Below are 21,311 nucleotides of genomic sequence, written 5' to 3' on the forward strand. Positions count from 1 at the left end.
GGCCTCAGGGTTCGCGGGCGCGCAGGTACGCGTCGAGGTGGGCGGCGCCGGTGAGCATGGCGCGGCCCCGGGCGGACAGGCGGGCCTGCCAGTCGCGCAGGGCCGACTCCAGCGGGGCGACGCCTCCGGCGGAGCGGACCTGGGCGAGCAGCGGGGCGATCCGCTCCAGCAGGTAGCCGCCGCGTCTGAGCTGGTGGGCCAGGCGGGCGTCCCGTACGTCGGCCGCGCTGTATACGCGGTAGCCCGTCTGCGGGTCGCGGCGCGGTTGGACCACGCCGGCGCGTTCCCAGGTGCGCAGGGTGGCGGGGCGGATGCCGAGCCTTCTCGCCAGGGGGCCGATGAACGTGTCGCCGCGTTCCTGCGGCACGGGGGCCAGATCGCGTAGCGCGGCGTCGACGGCCTGGAGGGTGCGGCGGTCGTCGAGAAGCTGGCCGTGGCTCTCGTCGATGAGCCGAAACGCGTCGTCGGTGGCGCCCCGGTTGACCGCCTGCATGACCGACGTGGCCGTCCGGTGACCGTGCCCGGGCGCGAGGGCGAGGAACGCGCGCAGGGCTTGCGCGTGCAGCGGCGTGTAGGTGCGGTAGCCGTGGACGGTGCGTTCGGCGGCGGGCAGGATGCCGGCGTCCTCGTAGTTCCTGACCGCCTGGGTGGACAGGCCGTGCTCGCGCGCCAGGTCCACTGGCCTCATGGGTGCATCACCGGTTGAAGGTTTGTCGCGACAATAGCGGGGTTTGCCAGACAAAGTTTACATCGGGAGTTCAACGATATCGTTAATGGTATGGATATCAAGGACGCGGCCCGGCCGCTCGACGGCGCGGGCGTCTCGGCATTCCTGCGGTCGCTTCCCGCCCGGCCCCTGCTGCTCGGCCTCGGCGAGGCCCGGCACTTCGTCGGGGAGTTGGGCGAGTTGCGCAACGAGATATTCCGACACCTGGTCGAGCACGAGGGCTACCGGTCGTTCGCCATCGAGAGCGACTGCCTCATGGGCCTCGTGGTGGACGACTTCGTCACGACGGGCGCGGGTACCCTCGGCGACGTCATGGAACGCGGCTTCAGCCACGGCTTCGGCGCGTCGCCGGCCAATCGGGAGCTCGTGCGCTGGATGCGCGCGTACAACGAGGAGCACGATGAGAAGGTCCGGTTCTTCGGGTTCGACGGCCCTCTGGAGTACTGGGCGGCGAGCCCGCGCCAGGCGCTCACCGGCCTCTACGCCCTCCTCGACGGTCCGCTCCCCCGCACGGTGGTGACCAGGGAAACCCTCGACACGCTGCTGGGCCCGGACGACCGGTGGGCGAACGAGGCCACGGCCATGGACCCGTCCCGGTCGATCGGCCGGTCCGCCGACGCCCAGCGGCTGCGTCTGATCGCCGACGACCTGGTGGCGCTGCTCGACACCCAGGCGCCGCTGCTGAGCGCGGAGGACCGGGAGCGGGCGGCACTGTACGGGCGTACCGCCACCGGCCTGCTGCGCTACCACTACTGGATGGCCGACACGTCCCCGGCCCGGTGGGCGCGGCTGTCGGCCCTGCGGGACGCGATGATGGCCGCCAACCTGCGTGCCGTCGCCGGGCACGGCCCGGCGCTGGTCTTCGCCAGCAACCTCCACCTGCAGCGGAACAAGAGCTTCATGCCGTTCGGCGAGCAGGTGCTGCAGTGGTGGAGCGCGGGGGCGATCACCGCGACCCACCTGGGTGACCGGTTCGCCTTCCTGGCCTCCGCCCTCGGCACGGTCGGCGACGACGCCCCGCCTCCGGACACCGTCGAGGGCATCCTGTCCACGCTTCCGTGGGATCACTGTCTCGTCGACGCCCGCCGCCTGGCCGGGGCGGCGACGAAGGCCGTACCGCGCAGTTCCCGCGACTTCGCCTATTTCCCGCTGGACCCGGCCCACCTCGACATGATCGACGGTGTCGTCTTCCTCCGGCAGGCGGTCGGGCTGGGTTCGCTGGGCTGATGGGGGGCGGGCGCCGTGGAGAGGTGCCCGCGCGGCGCCGTCAGGCCCGGCGGCGGGGCGAGTCGAAGCGGCCGGCGCGGATCTCCCGCAGCGCCCGGCGCCGGACGTCCCCGCGCAGGGTGTCGACGTAGAGGCGGCCGGCGAGGTGGTCGGTCTCGTGTTGCAGGGCGCGGGCCAGGAACCCGCTGCCGGAGATCGTCAGCGGTTCGCCGTGCTGGTCGATGCCGCGGGCGGTGGCGTGCATGGCGCGGCGGGTCGGGAAGTACAGGCCGGGGATCGACAGGCAGCCCTCGTCGTCGTCCTGCGGTTCGTCGGACAGCTCCAGGGTCGGGTTGACCATGTGTCCGCGGTGGCCGTCGGCGTCGTAGACGAACACCTGGACCGGCACGCCGATCTGCGGGGCGGCGACGCCGGCGCGGCCGGGGGCGCCGAGCAGGGTGTCCATCAGGTCGGCGACCAGGGCGCGCAGTTCGGTGTCGAAGCTGGTCACCGGCTCGCAGGCGGTGCGCAGCACCGGGTCGCCGATGATCCGGATGGGCCGCATCGTCATGGTAGGCAGGCTAGCGGTACGCGGGTGCGGGGTCGCCGCCCAGGGCGGCGCGTACGGGGCGGGCCTTGGCGGCGGCCTCGGCGACCTCGGCGTCGGGGTCGCTGTCCCAGGTGATGCCGCCGCCGGCCCAGGCGTGCAGCAGGTGGCCGTCGGCGGCGGCGGTGCGGATGGTCAGGCCCAGGTCGAGGTGGCCGGGGCCGATCCAGCCCAGCGCGCCCATGCTGGCGCCGCGGCCGGCGGGTTCGCAGGCGGCGACCACGTCGAGGGCGGCCAGTTTCGGGGCGCCGGTGACGGACCCGCCGGGGCAGACCGCGCGGAGCAGGTCGGCCAGGCCGAGCCCGTCGGCGCAGGTGGCGGAGATGGTGGATTCGGCCTGCCACAGGTCGCACCAGCGGCGTACGGCGAACAGTTCGTCGACGGTGACGCTGCCGGTGGCGGCGACGCGGGCGAGGTCGTTGCGTTCCAGGTCGACGATCATGATGTGTTCGGCGCGTTCCTTGGCGGAGGCGAGCAGTTCGCGGCGTCCGGCGCCGGTGGCGGGGCGGGTGCCCTTGATGGGGCGGGTGACCAGCCGGCCGGCGTGCAGGGCGATCAGGGTCTCCGGGGAGGCGCTGCCGATCGTCCAGCCGGGGCCGTGCAGGGTGCCGCCGTAGCGGGCGCCGGGCAGGCGGGCCAGCCGGGCCAGGGCGGGGCGGGGGTCGCCGGTGTAGGGGGCGGCGGCGTGGCCGACGAGGTTGACCTGGTAGACGTCGCCGCGGCCGATGGCGGCCCGGACGGCGGCGACGGCGTCGGCGTGCTGGCGGTCGCTCCAGCTGGGTGTCCACGGCCCGACCCACCACGGGCCGGGCGCGGGGGCGGCCGGGGCCGGGGCGGCGGCGTGGTCGTAGACGACGACGGCGAGGTCGGGTAGGGCGGGGGCGGGCTGGGCGCGCCGGGGTGGCCGGCGGCCAGGATGGCGCCGGCGGCGGCGGAGACGTACAGGGCGGCCCCGCACGGCCTGTCGGGGTGGTGGGCGGCCGGGCGGTTGAGGTCGTCGGCGGTGAGGCCGTGGGCGGTCAGGAACGCCTCGGCGAGGGCGGCCGGGTCGCCGCCGTCGGCGAGGCGCCACTCGAGTCGCTCGCGTTCGACGAGCCGGTCGCGGCAGCCGTGCGGGGCGGCGGGTGCGTCGACCCGTGTCAATGGGAGCGCTTCCACACCGTCTGGCCCATTCTTCCTCATCCGTTCAGTGGATTTCCCGCCAACATGACGGGAACCGGCTCGATGCTGCGCGCAATAGCTTGGTACTGTGCGTCACTGGTCATGTGAACCATGACACAGTGCCCCCACAGTCCGGAGAACCCGATGTGCCAGCATCAACCCACCTGCCCCTCCGCTGAAGCCACCGACAGGGAAGCCGCCAGAGCCATCGCCTGCTTCCCTGAGCAGGGCTGGAGCCTACTCTGCAACGGCGTCATCGTCTTCGAGGACACCGGCGAACTACTCCCCGACGGCCGGACCATCGCCCCCCACCGCGGCCCCGCCCGCCACGCCCTGGTCGCCTGACCCATCACTCAGCGTCAGCACCCGGGCCGGTCACCCGGGCACGCCGGCCGGCGCCCCACCCGCACGCGCCGGCCGGGGCGCCACCAGCGCCACCCCGGCGCCGCCCGTCACAGCTCGAACGCCTCCGGCGACGGACACGAGCACACCAGGTTCCGGTCGCCGTACGCGCCGTCGATACGCCGCACCGGCGGCCAGTACCGCCCCGCCCGATCCACCCCCGCCGGGTACGCACCCACCGACCGCGGGTACGCGTGCCCCCACTCGTCGGCCGCCACCATCGCCGCCGTGTGCGGCGCGTTCACCAGGGGATTGTCCCCCGCCGGCCACTCACCCGAGGCCACCTTGTCGATTTCACCCCGGATGGCGATCATCGCATCGCAGAACCGGTCCACCTCGGCCAGGTCCTCACTCTCCGTCGGCTCCACCATCAGCGTCCCCGCCACCGGGAACGACATCGTCGGCGCGTGGAAACCATAGTCGATCAGCCGCTTCGCCACGTCGTCCACGCTCACCCCGCTGGCCTTCGACAGCGGACGCAGGTCCAGGATGCACTCGTGCGCCACCAGGCCCTTGTTGCCCGCGTACAGCACCGGAAAATGCTCACGCAACCGCGCCGCCACGTAGTTCGCGGCCAGCACCGCCACCCCCGTCGCGCGGGTCAGCCCCGCCGCCCCCATCATCCGCAGGTACGCCCACGGAATCGGCAGGATCCCCGCCGACCCGTAACGGGCCGCCGAGATCGCCGGCCCGCCCTCACCCGGGGCACCGGCCGGGTCACCCGGCAGGAACGGCGCCAGGTGCGCCCGCACCGCCACCGGGCCCACCCCCGGCCCACCGCCGCCGTGCGGAATGCAGAACGTCTTGTGCAGGTTCAGGTGCGACACGTCCGCCCCGAACCGGCCCGGCTTGGCGAACCCGACCAGCGCGTTGAGATTCGCCCCGTCGACGTACACCTGCCCACCGGCGTCGTGGACCTTCGCGCACAGCGACGCGATGCCCGTCTCGTACACCCCGTGCGTCGACGGATACGTCACCATGATCGCCGCGAGCGCGTCCCGATGCTTGTCGATCTTCGCGTCGAGGTCGACCAGGTCCACGTTGCCGTCGGCGTCGCAGCCCACCACGACCACCCGCATCCCCGCCATCACCGCCGACGCCGCGTTCGTGCCGTGCGCCGACGACGGGATCAGGCACACGTCCCGGTGCCACTCACCCCGCGAACGGTGGTACGCGCGGATCGCCAGCAGCCCCGCCAACTCCCCCTGCGACCCCGCGTTGGGCTGCACGCTGACCGCGTCGTACCCGGTCACCTCCGCCAGCCACCCCTCCAGCTGCGCGATCAGCTCCCGGTACCCGGCGGTCTGCGCCGGCGGCGCGAACGGGTGGATGTGGGCGAACTCCGCCCAGCTCACCGGCTCCATCTCGGTGGTGGCGTTCAGCTTCATCGTGCACGACCCCAACGGGATCATGCCGCGGTCCAGGGCGTAGTCGAAGTCGGCCAGCCGCCGCAGGTACCGCAGCATCGCCGTCTCCGAATGGTGGCTGCGGAACACCGGATGGGTCAGGAAGTCACTGGTGCGCCGCAACGCCTCCGGCAGCCGGGTGTCCGTCTCCCCGTGCGCGGCCGGCACCCCGAACGCGGCGCACACCGCGTCCAGGTGCGCCTGGGTGGTCGTCTCGTCGCAGGAGATCCCCACCCGGTCGGCGTCGACCAGCCGCAGATTGACGTGCCGCTGCGCGGCGGCGGCCACCACCTCGGCGGCCCGGCCCGGCACCACCGCGGTGATCGTGTCGAAGAACGGCACGTCGACGACCTCGACGCCACCGTCACGCAGGCCGCCGGCCAGCCGCGCCGCCATCCGGTGCGTGCGCTCGGCGATCTCACGCAGCCCGTCCGGGCCGTGGTAGACGGCGTACATCCCGGCCATCACCGCCAGCAGCACCTGCGCGGTGCAGATGTTGCTGGTCGCCTTCTCCCGCCGGATGTGCTGCTCACGGGTCTGCAACGCCAGCCGGTACGCCGGGTCACCGGCCGCGTCGCGGGACACCCCCACCAGCCGGCCCGGCAGCATCCGCTCCAGCCCGGCACGCACCGCCAGGTAGCCGGCGTGCGGGCCGCCGAAGCCCATCGGCACCCCGAACCGTTGGGTGGTGCCCGCGGCGATGTCGGCGCCGACCTCCCCCGGCGGGCGCAGCAGCGTCAACGCCAGCAGGTCCGCCGCCACCGTCACCAGCGCCCCGGCGGCGTGCGCGGCGGCGACCAGACCCCCGTGGTCGCGTACCGCCCCCGACGCCCCCGGATACTGCAGGTGCAGGCCGAAGAAATCCGCCGGCAGCTCCTGCACGTCCAGGTCGAGCACCCGCACGTCGATGCCGAGCGGCTCCGCCCGGCCGATGATCACCGCGACGGTCTGCGGGAGGGTGTCCGCGTCGACCACGTACACCGGGCTCCTGCTCTTCGACGCCCGCCGGGCGAGGGTCATCGCCTCCGCCGCCGCCGTGCCCTCGTCGAGCATCGACGCGTTCGCCGTGGCCAGCCCCGTCAGGTCCGTGACCATCGTCTGGAAGTTCAGCAGCGCCTCCAGCCGGCCCTGGCTGATCTCCGGCTGGTACGGCGTGTACGCCGTGTACCAGGCCGGGTTCTCCAGCACGTTACGGCGGATCACCGCCGGGGTGTGCGTACCGTGATACCCCAGGCCGATCATGGACACGGCGACGGTGTTGCGGGCGGCCAGCGCCCGCAGCTCGGCCAGGGCGTCGTGCTCGCTGGCCGGCTCCGGCAGGTCAAGGGTGCCGTGCCAGCGGATCACCTCGGGGATCGCCGCGTCCATCAGCTCGTCGATCGAGTCGTAGCCGACGGCCTGCAGCATGCGGCGCTCCGCCTGCGGGTCGGGGCCGATGTGACGGGCGGCGAACTGCTCTGCGGTCATGGGCGACGCTCCCGAGGGGATGAGGTCGAACGGGTCGGCCTCCCCCTGAGTCGCACCCCCACGGCGCGGGGCTGCTCCACAGTGCCTGCCCACGAGGTCCTTTTGCCTGAGAGGTTCCGGGGAGGGATCTGCCCCTTCGGCGCCGCCCGCGGCACCGCGGGCGGTCTCTCCCACGTGGGTGGTACCGGCGCGGTCAACGCTACCAGCGCCGCCCCGGCCGCCGCGCCTCCGGGCCGGGTGACCGACCGGGGCGGCCCCTACGCCGGCGCGCCGGCGGCCGCCCCGGCGACCCGGTCGACCACCGCCGGCAGGACCCGCCCCAGCGGCGCGTCCACCGTCACGGCCGCGTACCCGTCGCCGCGGGTCGCACCCTGGTTGACGATCGCCACCGGAATGCCCCGCCGCGCCGCGCGGATCACGAACCGGCGCCCCGACATCACCGTCAACGACGACCCGAGCACCAGCAGCGACCGGGCCCCGTCCACCAGGTCGAAACAGCGCGCCACCCGCGCGGGCGGCACCGTCTCACCGAAGAACACCACGTCCGGTTTCAGCATCCCCGTGCCGCAGAACGTGCAGTCGACCGTGGTGAACCCCGCCACCGCCCCGTCCGGCAGCTCCACGTCCCCGTCGGGGTTGACCGCCGCGGCGGCGGCGGCGAACCCCGGGTTCGCCTCCCGCAGCCGCCGGTCCAGCTCCTGCCGGGAGGTGAGGTTGCCGCAGTCCAGGCACACCACCTCGTCGAGGCGGCCGTGCAACTCCACCACCGACGTCGACCCGGCCGCGGTGTGCAGCCCGTCGACGTTCTGGGTGATCACCGCCTCGACCAGCCCCGCCCGTTGCAGCCGGGCCACCGCCCGGTGCCCCGCGTTCGGCGCGGCCCGGGCGATCGTGCGCCACCCCAGGTGGCTACGCGCCCAGTACCGGCGGCGGGCCACCGGGTCGCCGGTGAACGCCTGATAGGTCATCGGAGTGTGCCGGCGGGCCGCGCCGCTCGGCCCCCGGTAGTCCGGAATGCCGGACTCGGTGGACAGCCCGGCGCCGGACAACACCACGACCCCACCGGCGGCGAGCAGCCGGGCCAACGCGTCGATCTCCGTCACCCGTCCATGCTGCCTCAGCCGCTGCCCTCACCTCCACCGGGCGACCGCCGTCGCCCGGTGGGGCCGATACTCACGCGGCCGGCCCGTGGTCGGCCCACCGACGCGGGGGGCCGACCACGGGGATCAGCGCTGCTGGTGCTGGGGCGGCAACGCCACCCGCACCCGGCCACCACCCACCGGCGCACCCACCGGCGTGCCACCCGCGGGCGCACCCGCCGGCGTGCCACCCGCCGAGACGCCACCGCCGCCAACCGCCGCGGCGGCGCCCGCCGGGGCAGCCCCGCCCACCTCCGCGGCAATCCGCTCCATGGTCCGCGCCAGCTGCTCACTACCGTCGTCGAGATGCCGGGCCGCCGCCTGCATGTGCGAGACCATCATCTCGCCGAAGATCCGCAACGCCTCCCGCGTCGCCACCGAGTCGTCGAAGCTCGCGCCGGCACTGCTGCGGTAGTCCGCCACCGCCCGCTCGGCCTCCTGCTTCGCCTCCTCCGCCGCCGCCCGCACGTAGCTCTCGTACTGCGTCCGCGCGTACTCGGCCACCCGCCGGGCGTAGTCATGCGCCTGGGCGATGATCTGCTCGGCCTCCCGCTGCGCCGCCGACAGCAGGTTGACCTCCTTCGCCGCCGGCAGCTTCGCCGCCACCCCGCTGCTCGGGATCACCCCGTGCCGGTGCAGCTCCAGGTGGTCGTTGAGCAGCCCGTTCTCGGCCCGCAGGTCCGCCACCTGCGTCGCCAGCATGTCCAGCTCGTCGGCCACCTGCATCCGGAACCGGTCCACGTCGCTGGGATCGTATCCGCGGCGGGTGAACGACGCCGCGCTGAACTCCCACCGGCGCACCCGGTCCGGGGTCAACCGGACCTGCACGCTGGCGACCTGACCCCCGTCATACCTCCTGATCGGGGTTGCGCTCACCGGGCTCCCCTTCCCTTCGCGGCCGCTTGGCTCGCGAGCTCGCGCCTCACGCTCACCGGACACCTCCGGAATCGTCAGGGGCGGTCGCGGTCCGCCACGTCGGCCCGTACCAATGCTTGCCGAAACCCTCATGGTGCAGCTGACCGGCGTGGTAACCCGCCCGGGCCAACGTCGTCACCGAATGACCGACCATCTCGTCCGAGCCGCAGATGTAGACGTGCCGGGACCGCCAGTCCCCGTCGGCCAGCGCCCGGTCCACCACGTGCCCGGACTCCGCCGGCCGCTGAGGGTCCAGCCCCACCACGTAGGTGACCGCCAACCACGGATACACGGCTGCCAGCTTCTCGATCGCCTCGTTGTCGTAGAACTCGCCAGGCGACCGGGCCCCCACATACAGGTCGACCCGGCGGCGCGAACCCTCCGCCGCGACCTGCTCCACCAGCGCCTTCAGCGGAGCCCAGCCGGTGCCGCTGCCCAACAACAGCAGATCGGACGTTCCGGCCGGCCACAGCGTCAACCGGTCCCCCACCGGGGCGGCCAGGTGGATCTGATCACTCACCGCGCACCCGTACACCAGCCGCGACGACACGGCGCCACCGGGCGCCGCGCGCACGTGCAGCTCCAACGTCCCATCCGAACGCGGCGCGTTCGCCGGCGAGTAGTACCGCCACGCGCGCACCGCCGGATGGGACACCCCGATCGACTGACCCGGTGCGAACGGCAGCAGATACTGCGGACGCAGCGTCAGCACCGCCACGTCGAACGACCGCCGCTCGTGCCCAAGGATCTCGGCCACCCACCACGGCGGATTCACCGCCTCGGCCGCCTGCGCCCCGTCGATCATCACCTGCGAGATCAGCCCGTACGCGGCCGTCCAGTCCTGCGTCAGCTCGTCGGTCCACGCCTCGCCGAGGAAATGCCGCAACGTCGCCAGCAGCGCCTCCCCGACCGCCGGGTAGTGCTCGGCGCGCACCGCGAACTTGCGGTGGTCGCCCCCGAGGTCATGCAGGAACCCCACCAGGCTGTCCACCTGGTCCACGTGGGACACGATGTGCCCCAACGCGGACACCAGCCGGTCCCGCTGCCCGGCCATGTTCGACGGGAACATCTGCCGGGTCTCGGGGTAGGCCAGGAACAACGTCGAATAGAAGTGGAGCGGCACCAGGTCACCGAACTCGGCGACCTGGGACCAGCTCTGCTTCAGCCGTGCCGCGTCCACACTCAGACGCCCGTTCCGCGTCCCTGGGCCACCACCTGGTCCTGCACCTTCTCCAGGACGACCTGCACGTCACCGATGATGTCCCCCGGCACACCCAGCTCCGTCAGCGTCGCCGTCAGGTGCTCACCGACCTTGAGGTAATGCGCCACCGGGATGTTCAACGGCTGGTGTGCCTCGGCAAGCTCCCGGCCGTCGTACTCGTTCGGCCCGCCGAGCACCACAGTCAGCATCAACGCCAGGTGCCGCCGCTGCTCGGCCATGTTGAGGTCGGCGAAGTAGCCAGCCAGCTCCGGATCGGCGAGCACCTTGTCGTAGAACAGGGCCACCGCGGCCTTGACCGAACTGGCACCGCCAATCCGCTCGTAGTGCGATGGCGCGGTCTCTTCGATAACCGTCACGGTCGTTCCTTCCGGGTGAAAGGTCGCGCCGGTCGGCGCGGAGGGGCAACCGGTCGGCTGATAGGAGGTGCCGTAACGTCGCGACAGCCGACCGTGTGGGACCTTAGCGCGCCGCCCACCCGAAGGCACGGCCGGCCTATCAGAATTTTGGCAACCACCGACCGGCCAGCGCGCTCCTCCTCCGGAAGGACCGTTCACCGCCGCGCCCATCCCACACCCACAAAACCCACCGGCGGTAGACCTGCCCGCGTGACACCCTCCACCCTGGACCGGCCCGCCCACCCGTCGCACCTCAGCGCGGTGACCGGCCCCGAGCACCGCGGCCGCCCGTCCCACCCACCGGGACCCGCTCCCGGCAACCCGACATGCAGGCACACGCAAAAGATCGCGCCGGGCCCCCGGCCACGACGCGATCCTGCACACCCACCCCGGCGAAAGACCCCGCCACCGGGGCGCCGGCTCAACCCGCGCGCCGACGTGCCCGGCGCGCCGCCAACTCGTCGCCCACCGGATCCGCCGCCTCCTCCTGCGGCACCGACCCCATCGCCGGCTCCGCAGGCAGATGCGACAGCGAACCCTCGATCTCCTTGAACGCCCCGCCGATCGCGATGCCGAACACGCCCTGGCCGCCCTGCAACAGGTCGACCACCTCCTCCGGCGACCGGCACTCGTACACCGTCGTCCCGTCCGAGATCAACGTGATGCCCGCCAGATCGGCAACCCCACGCGACCGCAACGCCTCGATCGCCTTACGGATGTTCTGCAACGACACCCCGGCGTCCAACAGACGCTTCACGACCTTCAACACCACCAGGTCACGGAACGAGTACAGCCGAGACGTCCCCGAACCCGACGCGTCCCGCACGCTCGGCACCACCAGCGACGTCCGCGCCCAGTAGTCCAACTGCCGATACGTGATACCCACCGCGTGGCACGCCGTCACACCCCGGTAGCCCACCGCGCCGTCACCCTCAGTCGCCGGCCCCGCCGGCCCACCCCCCGCCCCGTGCTGCTGCCTACCAGGATCGGGATCTCGCGGCTCGTGCATCCGGACAACCTCCCCGCCAGTGCGGTGACACGTCGCTTCCGGGACGTGCACCCCTCGACACGGCAACCCTATAGCGCCCTTGAAGAGTTACCGGGCAGGAAAGGACGCGACACGCCGCACAACCACGGCAAAGATCAGAAACACCACCGAACGATCACCCACCGTGACCAACCCGGGACGCGAAAACAGAACCGGCGAAGACCTCAGCCCGCGAAATCCTCCGGGCGCACCTGCTCCAGGAACTCCCGGAACTTCTCCACCTCGTCCTCCTGCTCGTCCGGGATCACGATCCCCGCCTCACTGAGGACCTGCTCGGCACAACGAATCGGCGCCCCGACCCGCAACGCCAACGCGATCGAATCGCTCGGCCGCGCCGACACCCGCACCCCATCACCGATCAACAGATCGGCGTAGAAGACGTTCTCCTTCAACTCGGTGATCTCCACCGCCCGCAACGGCGCCTGCAACGCCGCCAACACGTCCCGCAGAAGATCATGCGTCAACGGCCGGGCCGGCTTGACCCCCTGCTGCTCGTAAGCGATCGCCGTCGCCTCGACCGCGCCGATCCAGATCGGCAGATAGCGGTCCCCCTCGACCTCCCGCAGCAGGACGATCGGCTGGTTGCTGGGCAGCTCCACCCGAACCCCGACCACGCTCAGCTCGCGCACCGCCGCCTCCGTGTCGTTGTCACCTACGCCCGCACCGCGCCCTTCCTGCACGGTACACGGACCGCGACACACACGTCCCATGCGCTACGTGCACCACGCCCCGCGCCAGAAAGGGGTTACCCCGGCAAGCCTACGACACGCACCCACACCCAGATCTTTCCCACCGCCCCCACCGAGGCGCGCGGACCGACCCGCCCACAAACACCACGCGGCCCGGGCAACCGCCCGAGCCGCGCAGCACCACCAGGGGTCACCGACCCAACGTCGACCGCAACCCCACCCGCACCAACGCCGCGTGCAACTGCTGCGACAACGCCACCAACTCACGCGCCGTCTCCGCCGCCCGCGCCCGCGCCGCCGGATCACTCTGCCGCGCCAACGGCGCCACCAACTGCGCGAACAGACCGACCTCCCGATCCGCCGCCGTCCGATAACCCCGCAGATGCCGCGGCTGGAACCCGTACGCCGCCAGACCCGCCACCGCCCGCGCGATGATCAACGCATCCCCGTCATACCAACCCGGCGGATCCGACACCACCAACCCCAGCCGCTCCAACTCGGCCAGCGTCGACTCCTCGACCCCACTGCGCGCGATCAGATCCGACCGCCCCAGCCGCAGCTGCGCCGAATCCGCCGGCTCCGCCGACGCGTCCCGGCCCGGCACCTCACCACCCGGACCCACCGCCACCAACGCCGGCCGCGGCGGCGCCGGCCCGTCACCCGACGCGTCCCAACCGGCAAGCTGCTCACGGATCACCCGCAACGGCAGATACTGGTCCCGCTGCGCGGTCAACACAAACCGCAACCGCGCCACATCGTCCCAGCTGTACTTCCGGTACCCCGCCGCCGTCCGCTGCGGCTCCACCAGCCCCTCGGCCTCCAGGAACCGCAACTTCGAGATCGTGACGTCCGGAAACTCCACCCGCAGATGCGCCAGCACCTCACCGATGCTCATCAGCGCCTGGGACCGGGACACCCCGGCCGGCATCGAAGCCGCAGGCTCGTTCACCCCCGGCCGGCCTCCTCCTCCGGACGCGGACCGGCGATGAACACCACCCGGAACTTACCGATCTGCACCTCGTCACCGTTGCTCAACGTGGCCGCCTCCACCCGCTCCCGGTTCACGTACGTGCCGTTCAAACTCCCCACGTCCCGCACCGTGAACGTGCCACCATCCCGGTGGAACTCGGCATGCCGCCGCGACACCGTCACATCGTCCAGGAAGATGTCACTGTCCGGGTGCCGACCACTCGTCGTCACATCATGATCCAACAAGAACCGGGCACCCGCATTCGGACCCCGACGAACCACCAGCAGCGCCATCCCCGGCGGCAACGAACCGGACATCCGGCTCGGCACCACATCGGTGTCCGGCCCCTCCAGCACTTCGTCGAGCGAACCGAGATTGAGCGTCGAAGTGACGTCGAGCGGGGGGAACTCGTCGTCTGGGCGCGTCATGGATCACCTCACGGATCTGTTTCGCGTCGGCGTCGGGTAATGGCGGGTCTGGCCGCCGGGCACACACCCCGGCGGCTGGCTCCCCGTGCCCGCAAAGGCAATTCCGCAACGCTCAACTATTTGATTCTCGGTCGACTGGGCGAGCCTAGCCAGCGCCGAAAAGCAGGGCAACCGGACGCGCGGAAACAACCCCACACGCCCAACGGACACTCAGCTCTCGGTGAGCTCCCGGTACGCACCGGCGGTCAACAACCCGTCCACCGCCGCCGGATCACTCGGTGTGATCTCCACCAACCAACCCGCACCGTACGGATCCGAGTTGATCACCTCAGGAGCGTCCGCCAACGCCTCGTTGCGCGCCGCCACCGTCCCACTGACCGGGGCGTAGATCTCCGACACACTCTTCGTCGACTCGATCTCACCCAACGAGTCACCCGCGGCGACCTCCGCGCCCTCCTCCGGCAACTGGACGTACACGATGTCACCCAGCGCGTCCTGCGCGAAGTGCGTGATGCCGACCCGGACCGAACCCGACCCGTCACCCGCCACCCACTCGTGCTCGGCGGTGTACCGCAGATCCTCAGGAATCACCAGACGCGTCCTTCATCGTCGTGCCGACCATCGCGTTGCACCGGAAGAACCGGCGTGGCCCGTACCGGTCAGGAGACCGGACGGGCATGCTCCAACTTCACAGGCGCGTGCAGCGCCGAAACCTCGGCAACCTCACGCTCCTCGACGATCACGGTACCGCCGTCACCGGCAACCGATGCGGCCACCCCGCCCGGAATCCTCAACGCGGTCTCCATCGTCGTCGGATCACCGATCACCGTGATCGTGAACGGACCCGTCAACCGCCGCCCGTCCACCACCAACGAACCGTCCGCCCCGTCCAGGAAGTACGTCGACGCGATGATCCGCACCGTCGCCCGATCCCCCGCCGAAATCTGCATCGCCTCCGCGCCCGCGCCCCGCAACTCCTGCACCGCGTCCAGGATCCGGTACGCCGAGATCGGCTTCGCCCCCGCCTCGAACCGCACCTCCAACCCCGGCCCCCGCGCCGGCAGAATCCCCGCCAGGATCCCCAACTCGTCCGCGCGACGGGTCGCCTCCTCCAACGCCGCCTGCCGACCCTGCTCACCCGAGCGCAACTGCCGCTGGCTCTCCTCCAACGACTCGATGTCCTGCCGCAGCCGCTTCTCCCGCGAATCCAGATCCGAGAAGATCCGAACCAGGTCCTCCTGCCGCGTCGCCGCCGCCGTCGGATCCGTCGACGTCGTCCGCAACTGCACCACCAGCGTGAAGCCCAACAAACCCAGCAACAGCGCGATCATCACCCCGGCCGAGGTGAACCGCCGGCCCGCCGCCGCGGCCGACCCGCCGGCCGACCCCTCGGAGGCCGACTCCGACTCGACCTCCGGCGACTCCGGCCGCCCCTCACCCGGCTCAGCCTCCGGCGCCAACGGGCTCACCTCATCCGAATCCGGCGCCTGCGGCCGCGGATCAGGCTCCCCCGCCGGCCCACCCGGACGCCCCGGAACCACCGACGGCCACCCGGTACCCGTCTCGCTCTGCTCCTCGCTCATCCCCACGAACCCTACGCCCGGAACAGGTGCCGACGGATCGCCGCCACGTTGCCGAAGATGCGCACCCCGAGCACGACCACCACACCGGTGGACAACTGCCCACCCACCCCCAACTGGTCACCCAGATACACGATCAGAGCCGCCACCAGCACGTTCGAGATGAACGACACCACGAACTGCTTGTCGTCGAAGATCCGATCCAGCTTCGCCCGCACCCCGCCGAACACCGCGTCCAACGCGGCCACCACGGCGATCGGCAGGTACGGCTGCAACGCCGCGGGAACAGTGGGGTCGAGGTACACCCCGAGGACCACACCGGCGAGCAACGCCAGCACCGCGATCATCGGCCACCTCCGGAGGGGCTGGGAGACGAACCCGAACCGGACGGCCCGGGACTGGACTTCGGCGCGGCCGGCGAACCCGACACGAGCGGACTCGGACTGACCGACGGCTCGGCGTAGCGTAGCCGTGGCTCCGGAGCCGCCGGCAGGGTGAGGTCGTCCACCTCACGCACCTGGAACGACAACCCCACCGACTCCACCAGGTCCCGCATCAGGTACGCCGCCCGACTGTCCTCGAACCGGTCCCGCAACGACCTCGGCCCGATCGCCGACACCTCGTACGGACCCGTCACCGGACGGAAATCCACCAGGATCGCCTCACCCGCCGACCGGATCGTCGACGTCGCCGTCAACCGCTGACCGTTGATCGCCACCGCCTCCGCGCCCGACGCCCACAGGTCGTTGGCCACCTTCTGCAGATCCGTGTACAACACCCGCGGCGGACCACCCGACGACCCCGTCACCGCGTCCTTGTCCTTCGCCGGCGCGTCCGCCAGGCGCACCACCACACCGTCACCGCGCACCCGACCCAGCCCGGTGCCCGCCTCCAGCGTGCGCAGCCGGGACGCCTGCGAACCGCTCAACGCCGCGTCGCGCTGCCGGCCGACCTCCTCCCGCAACTGGTCCGCCCGCGCCGCCAACTCGTCCGTCTCCGCCTCGCGCTCCTTGATCTGCGCCACCAGACCCGCCCGGGCCGTGTTGCGCCCCGGCTCCTCGGCCATCGTCTGCCGGTACGCCACCGCGAACAGGAAACCCACCACCACGATCACCAGCAGGCTCACCGAACGCGTCGAGGCCCGCCGCCAACCCGCCGGCGGCGGCGACTCCCGGCGCCGGGCCGCCGCGTCCTCGTATCCCGGGTCCAGCGGATTGCGGAACAACTCCGTCAGGAAGTCCGGCGTGAACACCCGGCTCGCCGGCCGGCCCGCGCCGGACTTCTCCGCCGACGCGCGCTGCGGGCCCGTCATGCCGCCACTCCCCCCGGCCCGGCGGCCCGCGCCGCCCGCACCAGCCGCGCCGCCTGCACCACGTAGAGCCCGCCGGCCGCCCAGTACAGCACCAGACCCCACCACGCCAGGCCCCAGCCGACCGCGCCGGCGGCCGTCGCCGTGACCGCCGTCGTGGCGTGCGCCAGCAACAGGGTCGGGAACGCGGCCAGCAACAGGAACGTCGCCGTCTTGCCCACGTAGTGCACCGGCGGCGGGCCGTACCCGTGCCGGCGCAGCACCCCCAGCGAGCCCAGCAACAGCAGCTCCCGGGCCAACAGCGCCGCCGTGAACTGCCACGGCACCACCTCCCGGGCCGTGAACGCCAGCAGGGTCGCCAGGATGTAGAGCCGGTCGGCGAGCGGATCGAGCAGCTCGCCGAGGCGACTGACCTGACGCAGCCGGCGGGCGATCCACCCGTCCACCCAGTCCGTCGTGCCGCCGATCGCGAGCACCACCACGGCGGCGACGTCGGCGTGCGCGACCAGCAGCAGGTAGAGGAAGAGCGGCACGCCGAGCAGCCGGACGAAGCTGATCAGGTTGGGCAGCGTGAGCACCCGGTCCCCGCTCGGCGCGGCGCCGGGGCCGCCGGTGTACTCCGAGGGCTGCGCCCCCGCCGGCCGACGCGACACCGAACCTCCCTCCGCAGCACGATCCGGCGCCGCGACGGGCGCTGCGGAGGCACGTGCGCGTTGCCGGGCCGGCTCTCGCCGGCGCCTGTGCGATCCCGGGCTGGGACCTCCCCTGGTGCGGCCCGTGATCACCACGATCCCGGGCCAGCACGTTGCGCTGCCACTATATCGGGCTCGTTTTCGCCTCCCCGGAGGCCGCTTTGTCGGCGCGGTCCGCTGGCTGTCGCGGTGGGGGTCACGCGGCGTAGAGCGTCCTGGGAAACTTGTGGTCGCCGACGGGTGGCGACGGGCTCAGGCGGTACGGGCGGACGAGTCCGCCTCGGACGCGGCCGCCCGGGCGAACGCCAGCAGCCCCAGCAACAGTTCGTGCTGCGTGCGGGGCGGCATCCGGTCCAGCACCGCCTGCACCGCGCGCAACCGGCGCGCCTTCAACTCCCGCAGCAGGGCCTCGGCCGCCGGCGTGGGCACCAGCCGGACCTCGCGCCGGTCCCGGGGGTCGACCACCCGGCGCAGCAGCCCGACCGCCTCCAGCCGGTCGCACAGCCGGCTCGCCGACGAGGGCACCACGTCCAGCAGCTCGGCGAGCCCGTTGACGTTGGTCACCGGGCGGCCGCTGATCAGCGACAACACCCGCAGCTGCGTCGGCGAGACCGGCATGCGCTGCCGCGAGCCCGCGCCGTCCAGCACACCGACGAACGCCTCGGCGGCGGCGTCGATCGCCGCGGCGAAATCCGGAGATTGATCCACCGACGTCCCCTGCGATTCTCCGCTCGTGACCCGCTACGGTCGCCTCACCGCGCCCCGCCGCCCGCTCCCCCGCCCCGGCCGTGCCAGTCGAGGCAGACGACCACGGCGTCGTCGCGCAGATCGCGGTCCGCGTGGTAGGACTGCAGCCCGCGCATCACCGTACCAACCGCCTCGGTCGCCGGCTGCAGCCGCGTCGCGCGCATCGACCGCGCCATCGCCCGCTCCCCGAACGGCTCCCGGCCGCCGGGGGCCGCCGCGTACACCCCGTCGCTGACGACGAACAGCCGGTCGCCCGGCTCGAGGCTGAACTCCTGCACCTCGTACCGGGTCTCGGCGAACATGCCCAGTGGCAGTTGCTGCTCCAGCGGCACCCGCACCACCGACCCGCCGCGCAGCCGCAGCACGTGCGGGGAGCCGGCGTCCACGGCCCGCACCCGGCCGTCGGTCGCGTCCAGCTCCAGCAGCAGCGTCGCCACGTGCCGGTTGCCGCGGTGCTGGGAGAAGACGGTGTCCGAGGCCAGTTCCGCCTGCTCGACCAGCCCGCCGCCGGAGCGGCGGGCGTTGCGCATGGCGTTGACGGTGACCGCGGTCAGCAGGGCCGCCGACAGGCCCGCGCCCCCGCCGTTGAGCACCGTCACGGTGAGCCGGTCGCCGTCGACGGACCAGTCGAAGTGGTCACCGCCCACTGTGTACGCCGGCTCCAGCTGCCCGGCCAGCAGGAACGCGCCGTGGGTGACGCTTCGCCCCGGCAACAGGTCCCACTGCATCTCCGCGGCCATGCTCAGCCGCTCCCGGCGCCGGGCCCGGCGGTACCGGTCCGTACCCCGCTCGGCCGCGCGCAGCGCCAGGGCCAGCTCGCCGGCGATGTCCGCGGCCGCGTCCAGGGTGGACGGCGACGGGCCGGCCGGCAGCTCCACCAGCAGCACGCCGAGGCGCTCGCCCCAGACCGTCAGCGGCAGATACACCCGGCACCGGCCGTCGCCGGCCCCGTCCAGCACGAGCTGCTGGCTGCTGAAGCACCGCTGGGCCACTCCCTGACAGGCGAGGAAGCCGGCGTCGGGCAGGTCCGGGTCCAGCACCGGCCACAGCCCGCTGATCCGGTAGTCGGCGACGAACACGTCGGTCCGCGACGCGCCCAACCGGGCGCGGATGGCCCGGTCGGCGGCCTCCGCCAACCGGTCGGGCGGCGCCTCCCGCAGCGCGCGGGACACGGTCGCGGACGCGTCCGGCATCATCACCCTCCGACAACTCTTGCTGTAGGGCAAGCATCATACGGAGGGAACCTGACGGGCTACGGGCACGGTCGACTCCGCCCACCGGCCGAGCCCCTGGCAGGGCGGAGACACGGCGGCCGGGCACGACGAACTGGATCTCGTCGCGCGCGGCCCGACGCGGGCGGCCCGCGCCGGTCAGGCGGCGGGCTTGGTGGCCAAGGCGCCGTAGAAGGCGTCGGGCAGGTCGGCCGGCGGCGCCTCCGGCCGCCAGTGCTGCACCGGGACGATCCCGTCGGCCGTCGGCGTCCACCGGCCCAGCAGCGGGGCGAACGCGGCGGGCGGGCGCATCCGGAACGCCGGCCCCATCATGGCCAGGGCCTGCGGGTGCGCGGCCAGTTCCTCGCTGTCGAAGTCCACCGCGAGGAAGCTGCCCGGCGCCACCGCCGCGTACAGCTCGTCGAGGGTACCGGCCAGGGTCGCGTCGTCGAGGAACGCCGCCAGCCCGAGGAAGATCACCCCGACCGGGCGTCGCCCCCAGCCGGGCACGAACCGGTGCAGCAGCGCCGGGTCGATCGTGCCGACGTCGGTGGCGTCACCGAAGCCGTAGCCGGCGCGGTCGCTGCCGGCCAGGATCCGCTGGCCGAGGCGGATGGTCACCGGGTCGACGTCGGTGTAGAGCACCGTCGCCTCCGGGGCGGCCTCGTGCACGTTGCCCTGGGTCGGCACGCCCGCGCCGAAGACCAGGAAACCGTCCACCCCGGCCGCCGCGATCGCGCGCACCGTCCGGCCGAGGAACCCGCGCATCTCCCGGAACAGCGGGGCGCAGGGGCCGTACGCGCCCTCGAAGGCGCGCGCCGCGGCCACGTCGACGGGGAAATGGTGCGCCCCTCCCAACCAGAAATCGATCATACGGGCGGTGCTCGGCTGGTCGGCCTCTTCCATCGACGCTGCTCCCCTCCCCGGCGATTCGGGCCAGCGTACCGATCCCGCCGGCCTGCGCGGTATCGCCCCGACGGCCCCGACCCGGCCGGGATACTGGCCGCGGACCGAGGGTCCAAACCCGGCCGGGGAGGTGGGTGAGCCGCCCGAGCCGGGCCGGGTCGATGGCCCACGGGAGGTACTGCGGTGAACGACGGCGCGGCGGTGGTGGTGGGCGTGGACGACTCGGAGCCGGCCCGGCGGGCCATCAGGCTGGCGGCCACGGAGGCCGCCCGGCGGCGCCTGCCGCTGCGCGTGGTGCACGGCTTCATCTGGCCGCTGCTGCGCGTCCCCGTCGGCCCGCCGCAGGGCGCGCCGGCCGGCGCCGGGTTGCGGCCCCAGGCCGAGCGGCTCGTCGCGCGGGCGGTGGCCGAGGCCGAGGCGGCCGCCCGCGGGGTACGGGTCAGCGGCGAGATCCTCGACGGTGAGGCGGCCGCCGTGCTGGTCGGCGAGTCGCGCACCGCCGCCATGATCGTCCTCGGCGACCGCGGGCTGGGCGGGTTCGCCGCCCTGGTGATCGGCTCCGTCGCCGGCCAGGTCGCCGCGTACGCCGAATGCCCGGTGCTCGTCGCCCGCGGCGCCGAACGCGCCGACGGGCCGGTGGTGGTCGGGGTCGACGGCTCGGCGCTGTCCCGGGCCGCCGTGCGGTTCGCCGCCGACGAGGCGGCCCTACGCGGCGCCCCGCTGCGGGCCGTGCACGCCTACCGGCACCCGGCCTCCACCGGGCCCGGCGACATGCAACCGCTGGTCCATGATGCGGACCTGCTGCGCGGCGAGGAGGAGCGGGTGCTGGCCGATTCGCTGGCCGGGCTCGCCGAGCACCACCCCGAGGTCACCGTCGAGAAGGTGGTGGCCCACGCCCGACCCGCCGCGGCGCTGGCCGAGGCGTCCCGCACCGCGCAGTTGCTGGTCGTCGGAGCGCGGGGCCACGGCGAACTCACCAGCCTGGTCCTCGGCTCGGTCAGCCACGCCGCGCTGCACCACGCCGACTGCCCCGTCGCCGTGGTGCGCGCCGCCGGGTGACCGGCCCGCGCCGGCGACGGTTGGC

Annotated in this window: 22 protein-coding genes, 1 pseudogene and 1 riboswitch; of the genes and pseudogenes, 3 read left to right on the top strand and 20 right to left on the bottom strand. The window is 72.9% G+C overall.

Annotated features, from left to right (window positions below; all coding sequences use genetic code 11):
- Positions 1–4 precede the first annotated feature (4 nt).
- Positions 5–688 carry a TioE family transcriptional regulator gene (locus tag JD77_RS26255; RefSeq protein ID WP_145776603.1) on the bottom strand — a complete coding sequence of 228 codons (684 nt, stop codon included), beginning with the start codon at positions 686–688 and terminating at the stop codon, positions 5–7.
- 90 nt (positions 689–778) lie between these two features.
- On the opposite strand from JD77_RS26255, the gene JD77_RS26260 reads away from it, so the two are divergent.
- A complete protein-coding gene (locus JD77_RS26260; protein WP_145776604.1) occupies positions 779–1,954 on the top strand; it encodes an erythromycin esterase family protein in 1,176 nt (391 codons plus the stop codon).
- A 40-nt stretch (positions 1,955–1,994) separates the two neighbouring features.
- Here the strand turns inward: JD77_RS26260 and def are convergent, their stop codons facing one another.
- Positions 1,995–2,504, bottom strand: coding sequence for a peptide deformylase (gene def, locus JD77_RS26265; RefSeq protein ID WP_145776605.1), 510 nt, complete (start codon positions 2,502–2,504; stop codon positions 1,995–1,997).
- A gap of 10 nt (positions 2,505–2,514) precedes the next feature.
- A pseudogene (locus JD77_RS26270) lies at positions 2,515–3,722 on the bottom strand (chorismate-binding protein).
- Positions 3,723–3,845: 123 nt separating this feature from the next.
- Here JD77_RS26270 and JD77_RS26275 point away from each other — a divergent pair.
- Positions 3,846–4,046, top strand: a complete 201-nt coding sequence (locus JD77_RS26275) for a DUF5999 family protein (RefSeq protein WP_145776606.1) — start codon at positions 3,846–3,848, stop codon at positions 4,044–4,046.
- Positions 4,047–4,153: 107 nt separating this feature from the next.
- Here the strand turns inward: JD77_RS26275 and gcvP are convergent, their stop codons facing one another.
- The 17 genes from gcvP to JD77_RS26360 all read right to left on the bottom strand — a co-directional run bounded on the left by gcvP (position 4,154) and on the right by JD77_RS26360 (position 20,227).
- Positions 4,154–6,976, bottom strand: coding sequence for an aminomethyl-transferring glycine dehydrogenase (gcvP, locus tag JD77_RS26280; protein WP_145776607.1), 2,823 nt, complete (start codon positions 6,974–6,976; stop codon positions 4,154–4,156).
- An 84-nt stretch (positions 6,977–7,060) separates the two neighbouring features.
- Positions 7,061–7,159: riboswitch (glycine riboswitch) on the bottom strand.
- Between the two features lie 74 nt (positions 7,160–7,233).
- A complete protein-coding gene (locus JD77_RS26285) occupies positions 7,234–8,097 on the bottom strand; it encodes an NAD-dependent protein deacetylase (RefSeq protein ID WP_387227893.1) in 864 nt (287 codons plus the stop codon).
- 105 nt (positions 8,098–8,202) lie between these two features.
- Positions 8,203–8,991 (bottom strand): DivIVA domain-containing protein, encoded by a 789-nt coding sequence (locus tag JD77_RS26290; protein WP_211372678.1) that lies wholly within the window; start codon positions 8,989–8,991, stop codon positions 8,203–8,205.
- A gap of 52 nt (positions 8,992–9,043) precedes the next feature.
- Positions 9,044–10,210, bottom strand: a complete 1,167-nt coding sequence (locus JD77_RS26295) for a globin domain-containing protein (protein ID WP_145776609.1) — start codon at positions 10,208–10,210, stop codon at positions 9,044–9,046.
- A 2-nt stretch (positions 10,211–10,212) separates the two neighbouring features.
- The gene (locus JD77_RS26300; RefSeq protein WP_145776610.1) at positions 10,213–10,608 is read right to left on the bottom strand and encodes a group I truncated hemoglobin; all 396 of its coding nucleotides are present in this window, start codon (positions 10,606–10,608) and stop codon (positions 10,213–10,215) included.
- Positions 10,609–11,068: 460 nt separating this feature from the next.
- Complete coding sequence (locus JD77_RS26305; RefSeq protein WP_145776611.1) at positions 11,069–11,656, bottom strand: MerR family transcriptional regulator; 588 nt, start codon at positions 11,654–11,656, stop codon at positions 11,069–11,071.
- A gap of 203 nt (positions 11,657–11,859) precedes the next feature.
- On the bottom strand, positions 11,860–12,324 hold the full coding sequence (locus tag JD77_RS26310) for a bifunctional nuclease family protein (protein ID WP_073833177.1): 465 nt from the start codon (positions 12,322–12,324) through the stop codon (positions 11,860–11,862).
- Positions 12,325–12,574: 250 nt separating this feature from the next.
- Positions 12,575–13,279, bottom strand: a complete 705-nt coding sequence (ftsR, locus tag JD77_RS26315) for a transcriptional regulator FtsR (protein ID WP_211372851.1) — start codon at positions 13,277–13,279, stop codon at positions 12,575–12,577.
- A gap of 50 nt (positions 13,280–13,329) precedes the next feature.
- Positions 13,330–13,782 carry an oxoglutarate dehydrogenase inhibitor Odhl gene (gene odhI, locus JD77_RS26320; protein WP_007071101.1) on the bottom strand — a complete coding sequence of 151 codons (453 nt, stop codon included), beginning with the start codon at positions 13,780–13,782 and terminating at the stop codon, positions 13,330–13,332.
- A gap of 210 nt (positions 13,783–13,992) precedes the next feature.
- A complete protein-coding gene (gene gcvH, locus JD77_RS26325; protein ID WP_145776613.1) occupies positions 13,993–14,373 on the bottom strand; it encodes a glycine cleavage system protein GcvH in 381 nt (126 codons plus the stop codon).
- A 68-nt stretch (positions 14,374–14,441) separates the two neighbouring features.
- Positions 14,442–15,365 (bottom strand): DUF881 domain-containing protein, encoded by a 924-nt coding sequence (locus JD77_RS26330; protein WP_145776614.1) that lies wholly within the window; start codon positions 15,363–15,365, stop codon positions 14,442–14,444.
- An 11-nt stretch (positions 15,366–15,376) separates the two neighbouring features.
- Positions 15,377–15,709 (bottom strand): small basic family protein, encoded by a 333-nt coding sequence (locus JD77_RS26335; RefSeq protein WP_091426880.1) that lies wholly within the window; start codon positions 15,707–15,709, stop codon positions 15,377–15,379.
- Entirely contained in the window at positions 15,706–16,674 is a 969-nt protein-coding gene (locus JD77_RS26340) for a DUF881 domain-containing protein (protein WP_145776615.1), read from the bottom strand. Before JD77_RS26340 ends, JD77_RS26335 begins: the two co-directional genes overlap by 4 nt.
- Positions 16,671–17,324, bottom strand: a complete 654-nt coding sequence (clsA, locus tag JD77_RS26345; RefSeq protein ID WP_387227865.1) for a cardiolipin synthase ClsA — start codon at positions 17,322–17,324, stop codon at positions 16,671–16,673. The genes JD77_RS26340 and clsA overlap by 4 nt, the downstream gene beginning before the upstream one ends.
- Before the next feature lie 291 nt (positions 17,325–17,615).
- Positions 17,616–18,071 carry a MarR family winged helix-turn-helix transcriptional regulator gene (locus JD77_RS26350; protein WP_145776616.1) on the bottom strand — a complete coding sequence of 152 codons (456 nt, stop codon included), beginning with the start codon at positions 18,069–18,071 and terminating at the stop codon, positions 17,616–17,618.
- Positions 18,072–18,115: 44 nt separating this feature from the next.
- Positions 18,116–19,303 carry a PP2C family protein-serine/threonine phosphatase gene (locus JD77_RS26355; RefSeq protein ID WP_145776617.1) on the bottom strand — a complete coding sequence of 396 codons (1,188 nt, stop codon included), beginning with the start codon at positions 19,301–19,303 and terminating at the stop codon, positions 18,116–18,118.
- A gap of 177 nt (positions 19,304–19,480) precedes the next feature.
- Positions 19,481–20,227 carry an SAM-dependent methyltransferase gene (locus tag JD77_RS26360; RefSeq protein WP_145776618.1) on the bottom strand — a complete coding sequence of 249 codons (747 nt, stop codon included), beginning with the start codon at positions 20,225–20,227 and terminating at the stop codon, positions 19,481–19,483.
- A gap of 183 nt (positions 20,228–20,410) precedes the next feature.
- On the opposite strand from JD77_RS26360, the gene JD77_RS26365 reads away from it, so the two are divergent.
- Positions 20,411–21,286 (top strand): universal stress protein, encoded by an 876-nt coding sequence (locus JD77_RS26365; RefSeq protein WP_145776619.1) that lies wholly within the window; start codon positions 20,411–20,413, stop codon positions 21,284–21,286.
- Positions 21,287–21,311: the final 25 nt, after the last annotated feature.

Origin of the sequence: Micromonospora olivasterospora, assembly GCF_007830265.1 — a bacterium.
Classification (GTDB): Bacteria; Actinomycetota; Actinomycetes; order Mycobacteriales; family Micromonosporaceae; genus Micromonospora; species Micromonospora olivasterospora.